This window comes from Polynucleobacter sp. GWA2_45_21 (assembly GCF_001830325.1).
Taxonomy (GTDB): Bacteria; Pseudomonadota; Gammaproteobacteria; order Burkholderiales; family Burkholderiaceae; genus Polynucleobacter.
Genome location: NZ_MHZG01000005.1, coordinates 1 through 9,301 on the forward strand (window position 1 = coordinate 1; position 9,301 = coordinate 9,301).

Consider the following 9,301-nt stretch of genomic DNA (forward strand, 5'->3'; position numbering starts at 1 on the left):
AAATGAACGCCCTAGAAAAACACTAAACTATCAAACACCGGCAGAACGTTTTGCTCAATCTGTTGCATCGACGGGTTGAAATCAAGGCCAATAGCAGACAGAAGAGTAAAAGATTGAAACCCTTATACCTGTTCTCGAGTCTTGCCTGAGCCGCCAAATAACGTTAAAAAATTCCTCGGATGGCTTTTTACTGGGTTGGCAATAGATTGTGTCGTTAATTTCATTAAGCGATTCATGTTCTTACAAAGAGTATTGATCGGCGTTTAAATAATCCCATCTTTCTCCAGGGTATTTATTTCTTGATCAGATAGTCCTAGAGTTTTGTAAAAGGTTGAATTATCTTCCCCGGTCTTAGGCCCGGATTTGATGGTCGCCATTTTAATATCTGACACACGAGGCACCACACATGGTGCAGGAATGCTTCCAAGATCCGTATCTACCAGTCGGATAATTCCATTTCTAGCTTTCACCTGAGGATCATCTAGAACATCTTTGATGCCATAAACTTTGGTATAGGGGATGCCAACTTCATTCAATAATTTTTCAATTTCGAGATACCTATTGTGCGCAAACCAATTTGCTATTCCAGTATCTAGCTCTACTACATTGATACATCGATTGGGGTTTGATGAAAATCTAGGGTCATCAACCCATTCACTTTTACCAATGGCCGTACATAAGCGTTTAAATATCGCATCTGAGGAGGCTACTAACGTAACCCAGAGCCCATCTTTGGTTTGATACATGTTTGAGGGTGCTGTATAGCTGGCACGGTTTCCTTCATGTGTTCTATTAACTCCCAGAACCTCGTACTCTACAGCCAGCGGATCTAATAATCGAAATACGGCTTCAGTTGCAGAGAGATCAATTTCAAAACCAGACTGCGATGGATCTCTTCTGATGGAAGCAATTGCGGCAGAAATACTCAGTGCACCAAATAAACCGGCTACTAAGTCTCCTATAGGCAAATTGGGGTGTTGTGGCCCACTAGCGGGAGTTCCGATTAAATTGGTTAAGCCGCTCATAGCTTCAAAAATGCGAGCAAATCCAGGTCTTGCTGCATAGGGGCCAGTTTGTCCGAATCCCGTTAGTCGTAAAACTAATAATTTGGGGTTGGCTTCGAGTAGCGTTTTTAGATCTAAGCCCCATCGATCCATAGTTCCGGTGCGAAAGTTTTCTACCAATACATCAGTATTTTTGAGTATCTTTAGAAACAGTTCTTTACCCTTAGCTGTTCGCACATCAAGCGTAATACCTGTTTTTCCGCGATTTACCGCTTTCCAATAAAGCGCATACTCAGGGGTTGTCGGGGCCAGACCCCTCAAAGCATCTGATCCGTCTGGCAATTCTATTTTCGTGACTGTAGCGCCTAGATCAGCGCATAAAGTGGCAGCAAAGGGTGCCGCAATGACTGTGGATAAATCCAAAATCCGAACATCTTGAAGCAATGGTGGGCGAGAGGTCATTTGTCTAATTTGTGAGCTAAAACCCTATTGAATCAAATTTGATATTGTTTGGGTTAATGTTTCGCAGAGCGAAACAGTGGCTGGAATAGATTGTGTATTCAATTAGAAAGTAAGAGGATTTGATTATGTTGAAATTTGTCTCTAATCATGATTGATCGCCAATTTGCTATTAACCTTAGTAGGGGGTTAGATGTGTTGCGTGCATTTACCCCAACCGATCAATTGCTGGGTAATCGTGAGCTATGTGAAAAGACTTCCCTGCCTAAAGCAACGGTTTCTCGCTTGACTTATACCCTTGAAAAGTTGGGTTATTTGGCCAGGGTGGAGCGCTTACAAAAATACAGACTTGCCCCCGGTGTCCTCATGTTGGGATATCCAATGTTAGCGGGAATGGATATTCGACATCTTGCAAGGCCGCATATGGAAAAATTGGCCACCAAAACAAGGTGGACCGTAAATTTGGGGATGTTGGGACGACTTGAAGTCATTTATGTTGATGCACTGCGTCTAGATCGTGGAAATTTTTTAAAGCCTGATATTGGAAGTAGTAGGCCATTGCTCACCACTTCGATTGGTCGTGCCTTAATTTTTGCATCAGGTGATCTAGAGCAAAAATCTATCCTGAATCGATTAAAAGTCGCAAATCCAACCCAGCACCGCCGTGACATTCAGATATTTCATCGGGATCAAGAGTTTTATGAAAAAAATGGCTATTGCTTAAGTCGCGGAGATTGGGAGTCTGATGTTTATGCAGTGGCTGTGCCGCTAAGGGTAGGCAGCAATGATGATCCCCTTGTTGCATTAAATTGCACGATGAGTGGATCAAAGCCAACTCAATTAGAGATTAGTAAAAAGGTGCTGCCATTCTTACTGGAAGCAAAACGAAATATTGAGCGAGATGGCGGTACTGCCTATCTAAATAGAGGATGATCAAGTGATAACCAATGACGAGTTAAATCTGAAGCGACTGAGGGGTATCCGTGAATTTGTTAAGGATATAGCGATTCCAGCAGAGGCTGCTGTGGTGGAGGCCAATCAAATTCCTGAATCTATTGTTGAGTTGATGCGCACTAACGGCTACTTTGGCTGGAGTATCCCTCAGGAGTTTGGTGGTAGCGGGCTCACTACCGAAGAGTTGGCACTTGCCAATATGGAAATATCTCAGGCGGCAACTACATTTCGAGCAAGGGCTGGAACAAATACAGGTATTGGCTCTGAGGGGCTTGTACAAGATGGTACGCAAGCTCAAAAAGAAAAGTGGCTACCTAAGCTGGCATCGGGGGAGATAACGGGATGCCTTGCGTTGACAGAGCCAGAGGCAGGTTCAGATGCTACTGCATTAAAGTCAACGGCCCTGTTGGATGGGGATGGAGAGTTTCTTATTAATGGCACAAAGCGCTACATAACGAATGCCCCAATTGCAGATCTTTTTACTGTCTTTGCTAGAACAGACTTAAATGATCGGTCCTACAAGGGAATTAGTGCATTTTTAATTTCCAAAGATACTCCCGGGATTAGCACTGGCCCAGAGCACAAAAAAATGGGGCAAGCTGGCTCCCCAGTATCTGAAGTATTTTTAAAAGATGTACGTGCCACGGGTTCTGATGTTCTAGGCGGAGAGTTGGGCCTCGGATTTACGACTGCCATGAAGGCTCTTAATAAGCAACGAATCAATTTGGCTGCCTTGTGTATTGGCCCGGCAATACGCCTGCTTGATGAAGCACTTGCCCATGTTAAAAAGCGTGAGCAATTTGGAAAACCTATCGCTGAATTTCAACTGATCCAGGCTATGTTGGCGGAAAGTAAGGTTGAGATAGAGGCTGCGAAAAGTTTAGTTCTGGAGACTGCTAGGGCGAGAGATCGAGGCGAGGATATTGCCACTCAAGCATCTATTTGCAAATACTATGCCTCTGAAATGTGCGGAAGGGTGGCAGATCGCGTAGTACAAATTTTTGGGGGTGCTGGATATTGTGCGGATACAGGTGGCCCAATAGAAATGCTGTATAGAGATGTGCGTTTATTTAGGTTGTATGAGGGGACTAGCCAAATTCACTTACTGAATATTGCTAAGCGAATTTTAAAATAATCAATAAAAGAGGTTATATGAAAAAAATATTAATGTTTTTGATGTGCGCAATCGCTGTTGCATCTGGAGTTGCCAATGCGCAAGAGTGGCCCAATAGATCAATAAAATTTATTTCTCCATTTGCACCCGGTGGCTCTAACGATATAGCTACTAGAGTAATCGCAGAAAAATTATCACCAAAACTCCAACAGACAATTATTGTTGAAAATAAGCCAGGGGCAAATATTCGGATAGCATCAGAAATAATTGCTAGAGCTGAGCCGGATGGCTATAACTTTGTAATGGTTGCTGCACCTCATACAACCAATCCAGCGCTGTATGGACAGCTTCCTTACGACACCTTAAAAGACTTCACGCCAGTTGTGCAAGTAGTTAGGGCTCCTTTATTTTTGATGGTGCCAGCGAACTCACCAATTAAAACCGTTGCCGAGCTATTGGCTGCATCTGCAAAGCAGCCTACTGGTTTAAATATTTCAAGCCCTGGAAATGGAACAGCGCCTCATCTTGCTTTGGAGTTGTTTAACAACCTTGCTAAATCTAATTTAAACCACATTCCTTATAAAGGGGACGCCCCTGCAGTGACTGATTTGTTAGGGGAGAGGGTTGATGCTGGAATTCATCCAATAATCTCTCCATTGCCTCATGTGAAGAGTGGAAAGATACGTGTGTTAGCAGTATTTGGCTCCACACGCTCAAGCCTTTTGCCTGATGTACCGTCTTTGGGTGAGTTGGGTTATAAAAACACAGAGGTGTATACATGGTTTGGCCTAGTTGGCCCAGCTAAGCTACCGGTAAAAATAGTAGATCGCCTGAATAAGGATGTTAATGAAATTTTGTCCCAGCCTGAGGTAAGGCAGCGCTTTGCTGATATGGGTATGGAAACTGTTGGAGGAACTTCAGACCAGTTTGCAAAATTTATTCGTGACGATATTCAAAAATGGAAAACCTTAGTCGCACAAAGAAATATCAAGCCCGATTAAAAGCTTGATTTGGCTGTAGATTTGCAGGTTTAATTCTCTGATTATTGGGAAGAAAAATGTCTTATTTGGATGATCCTAGGGTATATTTTGCTGCTGAAAGAACTTTATTGGCGTGGCAGCGATCTGCCCTAGCATTCATTGCACTGGGCTTTGTAGTGGAAAGATTTGGTTTGTTTGTAAGATTCTTTAATTTAACAAACCAAATTAATCCAATGCATTCTGCTATTTCAGCCTTTGTTGGAATGTCATTGATCTTGCTTGGGACAATCCTCTCATTGTTATCTGCAATACAGCATAAAAGATTTATAAAAAGTCTATCTAACGCAGAAACTCCGCCTGGCTACTTTTTGTGTATGTCCCCATTAGTTGGTTATGTGATTTTCTTTGGTGGTCTTTTGATGATGCTTTGGCTTCTATCCGGGTTTTTAATTTAAATATATTAAGCTTAGATGCCAGTACTTTCTGGGGCAGTCAAGTACAAAAGACTTTTCCAAGAGCCCCTTATGGGTCGATTTCGGGCCTTCACTGTTCATCGGATCGGGTATCCGTCGCTCTATATCCTTGTTGGCTGCTTTCGGCCAATAACGGACTGTCAATAAAAGCTACCTGGCTCCAAATGACGCAATAGCGAAGTCAATTAATGTTTTCACCCTCACAGATGTTTTATGGCGTTCAGCATAGACAGCATAGATATCAGCATCTGGTGTTTCAAAGTTTTTCATTACCTGTATTAATCTGCCGGACTTAAGGTGTTGTGTGACATCCCATTCAGCCCTCAAAACAATGCCTCGGCCATCTAGTGCCCAGTTCACGGCAATGCCACCATCATTTGTTGTTAAGTTACCGCGCACTTTTGCGCTATCGGTAAATTCATTTTTTGACTTACCTTTACCGCTCGAGAAGCGCCACAGTCCATAACCCTCATCACCTTGGCGTATGCCAATACAGTTGTGTTTAATTAATTCACTGGGTGACTTTGGTTCGCCATATTGCTTAATGTAGGCGGGAGAGGCTACAAGTATTCTTTTGTTGGGGGCTATCAGCCTAGCAATTGATCTAGAGTCAGGTGGATGACCAAATCGAAAACAAACATCATAGGCATCATCGGTAATCGGGGGAGGGTTTACGGATAGCTGTAATTGAATATCTACTTGTGGAAATTGTTTTACATATTCAGCTATTAAAGGCGCGATATGACTGCGTCCAAATCCGAGTGTCGCATTGACTCTAAGTAAGCCTTGTGGAGCTTTTGTTGAGCCCCACAGCATATGCTCAAGATCATCAATTTCACCCAAAATTCTTCTGGCATGGTCTAGATAGATTTCGCCCTCATGGGTAAGACTCATTCTTCGTGTGGTTCTATTTACGAGCACCAATCCTAGGCGAGATTCCATTTGCGCTAAATGTTTACTTACTGCGGCAGTTGTCACCCCAAGCTCACGGGCGGCGGCCCCAAGACTCCCAGAGCTGATGAGCGTTGAAAAGAATCCTAAATCAGCGGGATTAATACTTTTAGCCATTTTCTATTGTTAAGTAAAAGTTAATTATGATTTAACTTTATACATGATTTTTTAATATCCATACAGCATATAGTGCCAATATTCCAATGAGCAATCGGCTCTGGAAACTACTCATGGAGGGGATGGGATGTTAATGAAGATATCAAAAACAAGTTTGGCTGGATTGCTATTATGTGGCGCTATTGGCGCATCAGCGCAATCCTATCCGTCTAAAACAATCACGATTGTGGTGCCATTTCCGCCGGGTGGAACTACAGATGTGCTGGCAAGAACAGTTGCGCAGAAGTTGGGGCCAGTTCTTGGTCAGTCGGTCATTGTTGAAAACAAGCCAGGCGCAGGAGCTACCTTAGGCGCTAATTTAGTTGCTAAATCCAATCCTGATGGCTATACCCTGTTTATGGGCGCCGTTCACCACACGATTGCGCCCAGTGTTTACAAAACATTGCCATATAGTTTTGAAAAAGATTTCACACCAATTACAACTGTGGCATTGGTTCCAAACATCATGGTGGTTAGCGCCAATTCGCCTTATAAGACTGTGAAGGATGTCATTGCTGCTGCTAAAGCTAAACCAGATGAGCTCTCTTATGGCTCAAACGGTAACGGCACAGCGCAACACATGATTGGTACCCAGTTTCAAATGATTACTGGCACCAAGTTGCTTCATGTGCCATACAAAGGAAGCGCTCCATTGACAACCGATTTGCTGGGCGGTCAAGTCACTATGTCGTTTGACACAATTACTCCAGTATTGCCATTTATTCGTGAGAATAAATTGCGTCCCTTAGCAGTCACAACCGCGAAGCGTTCGTCTACATTGCCAGGCGTCCCAACCTTAGCAGAGGCTGGTGTGCCTGGAATTAATATTGGCACTTGGTTTGGCTTATTAGCGCCCGCCGCTACGCCAAAAGATATCACTGCCAAACTTAACACTGAAATCGTTAAGATCATTAAGACGCCTGAGTTCCAAAAGCAAATGTTTGATATTGGTGCTGAGCCAGTGGGTAATTCACAAGCTGAAATGGGCAAGCAAATTAATGAAGAAACCTCTAAGTTCTCTGAAGTTGTTAAAGCTGCAAATATAACTATTCAGTAACCATCTATTGATTTAATAAAGGAAATTACCCGTGGACAAGCAATCATCCGTTGCGGATAAGGAAGCAGCAGTCGCTGATTTAACAAATGTTTTATCAAAGTTCACCGCGTATATTGGCAAACGTTTGCCGACAGATGTCACGACTAAGCTGGGTGAGTTAAGAAGCAAGGAAGTGAACTTTTTGGCAAAAGAAGTTTTTGAGTCAATGCGCGAGAATCAAGAGTTAGCAGATAAGTTAGATCGTCCAAGTTGCCAAGATACCGGAGTCATTCAGTACTTCTTGTCTGCGGGGTCAAATTTCCCATTATTGGGAGAGTTAGAAGATATTTTAGTTAATGCTACGCAAGGTGCCACCAAAGAAGGGCCATTACGTCATAACGCAGTTGAAACTTTCGAAGAAAAAAATACTGGCACCAATACTGGGTCAAAGATTCCATGGCTTGATTGGGAAATCATCCCTGGAGCTGATCACTGTATCGTCGACGTTTATATGGCTGGTGGTGGCTGTACATTGCCTGGTGCCGCAAAGGTGCTAATGCCAGGACAAGGCTATGAAGGTGTTGCTGAGTTTGTATTTGATGTCATCACATCACGCGGTGTAAATGCCTGCCCACCGTTATTGGTTGGTGTTGGTGTTTCTACTTCAGCAGAGACTGCTGCCCGCTTATCCAAGAAGGCTATCTTGCGTCCAGTAACTTCAAATCACCCAAATGAAAATGCGGCAATGATGGAAGAGTTGCTTACTGAGGGCTTAAATGAATTAGGTTTAGGCCCGCAAGGCTTAACTGGCGCGAATAGTGTGATGGGTGTAAACATTGAATCATCTGCTCGCCACCCATCCACTATTGGAGTTGCTGTATCTACTGGTTGCTGGGCACATCGGCGTGGCAAGATCAAGATTAATGCCGATCTATCGTATGAAGTTATTTCCCATGAAGGATTTAAGCTGTGAGAAAAGTTCTACAAACACCTATCAAAGACGAAGATTTAGAAGCATTAAATATTGGTGATGTGGTTTATCTCACTGGGACCTTAGTGACCTGTCGCGACGTTGCTCACCGTCGTTTAATCGAGTTGGGGCGTGAGTTGCCAGTTGATCTTAAGGGCGGGGCGATTTTTCATGCTGGCCCGATCGTTCGTCAAAAGGAAGATGGCGAATACGAAATGGTTTCCATTGGACCAACAACATCCATGCGCATGGAAAAGTTTGAAAAGGAATTTATCAAACAAACAGGCGTTAAGTTAATTGTTGGTAAGGGTGGTATGGGTATTGAAACGCAAGAAGGTTGCGTGGAGAACAAGGCGGTTCATGCCATTTTCCCAGGTGGCTGTGCTGTATTGGCGGCAACTAAGGTTGAGAAAATTGAAGATGCTCAATGGAAAGACTTGGGTATGCCAGAAACACTGTGGGTTAACCGAGTAAAAGAATTTGGACCGCTAATTATCTCTATTGATACTAAGGGCAAAAACCTGATTGAAGAAAATAAGAAAGTCTTCAATGCCAAGAAGGGCCCAATTCTGAGCAAGATTAACGAGAAAATTCGTTTTATTAAGTAATAGCTTTTAATGAAATGACGTGAGCTTACTTTGTGGCCCACGTCATTACTTAAAAAGGTTTGATTGTTAGGAAAAATTCATGCGTTCTGAAAATATCCAAAGCAGTTTTATTAAATCCTTTAGAAGTAATTTCCCAGTCAGAACCTGGTGTGCCAACCAAATGTTATCTGATGATAGTTATTGGACTCTAGCCCTATGTAAAGAAGAAGCAGAGAAATACCAGACAAGAGATGAGTGGGAGAGAGGGAGCGCAGTTAGCTATCAAAAAGCAATTAATAGGGGCTGGTTAACTAAATGTACCACTCACATTGTCGGGTTTAAACGAAAGCCTGCTGTGCCGGTAACTTGGACACTGGAGCGGTGCGCAGAAATTGCCAGGCAATGCCAGAGGCGCTCCGAGTTCAAGGAAAGATTTCATTACCCTTATGAAAAAGCTAGATTAAATGGCTGGCTCGATATTTGCTGTGCACATATGAGCTAGCTTCGCCAAGGTCTGCTTTGGGTCTTGATTTCAACCCGTCGATGCAACAGATTGAGCAAAACGTTCTGCCGGTGTTTGATAGTTTAGTGTTTTTCTAGGGCGTTCATTTAATTGT

Annotated in this window: 10 protein-coding genes; 8 read left to right on the forward strand and 2 right to left on the reverse strand. The window is 43.1% G+C overall.

Annotated features, from left to right (window positions below; all coding sequences use genetic code 11):
- Positions 1-263 precede the first annotated feature (263 nt).
- Positions 264-1,466, reverse strand: a complete 1,203-nt coding sequence (locus tag A2X74_RS06255; protein WP_293626705.1) for a CoA transferase — start codon at positions 1,464-1,466, stop codon at positions 264-266.
- Positions 1,467-1,613: 147 nt separating this feature from the next.
- On the opposite strand from A2X74_RS06255, the gene A2X74_RS06260 reads away from it, so the two are divergent.
- The 4 genes from A2X74_RS06260 to A2X74_RS06275 are packed head-to-tail and all read left to right on the forward strand — an operon-like array spanning position 1,614 to position 4,966.
- Complete coding sequence (locus A2X74_RS06260) at positions 1,614-2,396, forward strand: IclR family transcriptional regulator (protein WP_293626701.1); 783 nt, start codon at positions 1,614-1,616, stop codon at positions 2,394-2,396.
- Between the two features lie 4 nt (positions 2,397-2,400).
- Complete coding sequence (locus A2X74_RS06265; RefSeq protein WP_015421414.1) at positions 2,401-3,552, forward strand: acyl-CoA dehydrogenase family protein; 1,152 nt, start codon at positions 2,401-2,403, stop codon at positions 3,550-3,552.
- 17 nt (positions 3,553-3,569) lie between these two features.
- Positions 3,570-4,532, forward strand: a complete 963-nt coding sequence (locus A2X74_RS06270; protein WP_293626698.1) for a tripartite tricarboxylate transporter substrate binding protein — start codon at positions 3,570-3,572, stop codon at positions 4,530-4,532.
- A gap of 56 nt (positions 4,533-4,588) precedes the next feature.
- Positions 4,589-4,966 (forward strand): DUF202 domain-containing protein, encoded by a 378-nt coding sequence (locus tag A2X74_RS06275; RefSeq protein WP_041484893.1) that lies wholly within the window; start codon positions 4,589-4,591, stop codon positions 4,964-4,966.
- A gap of 168 nt (positions 4,967-5,134) precedes the next feature.
- On the opposite strand, the gene A2X74_RS06280 is transcribed toward A2X74_RS06275, so the two are convergent.
- Entirely contained in the window at positions 5,135-6,052 is a 918-nt protein-coding gene (locus tag A2X74_RS06280) for a LysR family transcriptional regulator (protein WP_293626692.1), read from the reverse strand.
- Between the two features lie 133 nt (positions 6,053-6,185).
- On the opposite strand from A2X74_RS06280, the gene A2X74_RS06285 reads away from it, so the two are divergent.
- The 4 genes from A2X74_RS06285 (at position 6,186) to A2X74_RS06300 (ending at position 9,186) form a co-directional block, all read left to right on the forward strand.
- Positions 6,186-7,148: a tripartite tricarboxylate transporter substrate binding protein gene (locus tag A2X74_RS06285; RefSeq protein ID WP_293626690.1), complete on the forward strand. Its 963-nt coding sequence runs from the start codon at positions 6,186-6,188 to the stop codon at positions 7,146-7,148.
- A 31-nt stretch (positions 7,149-7,179) separates the two neighbouring features.
- Complete coding sequence (gene ttdA / locus A2X74_RS06290) at positions 7,180-8,100, forward strand: L(+)-tartrate dehydratase subunit alpha (RefSeq protein ID WP_293626687.1); 921 nt, start codon at positions 7,180-7,182, stop codon at positions 8,098-8,100.
- The gene (gene ttdB, locus A2X74_RS06295) at positions 8,097-8,705 is read left to right on the forward strand and encodes a L(+)-tartrate dehydratase subunit beta (protein WP_293626685.1); all 609 of its coding nucleotides are present in this window, start codon (positions 8,097-8,099) and stop codon (positions 8,703-8,705) included. The genes ttdA and ttdB overlap by 4 nt, the downstream gene beginning before the upstream one ends.
- Before the next feature lie 79 nt (positions 8,706-8,784).
- Positions 8,785-9,186 carry a hypothetical protein gene (locus tag A2X74_RS06300; RefSeq protein ID WP_293626682.1) on the forward strand — a complete coding sequence of 134 codons (402 nt, stop codon included), beginning with the start codon at positions 8,785-8,787 and terminating at the stop codon, positions 9,184-9,186.
- Positions 9,187-9,301 lie beyond the last annotated feature (115 nt).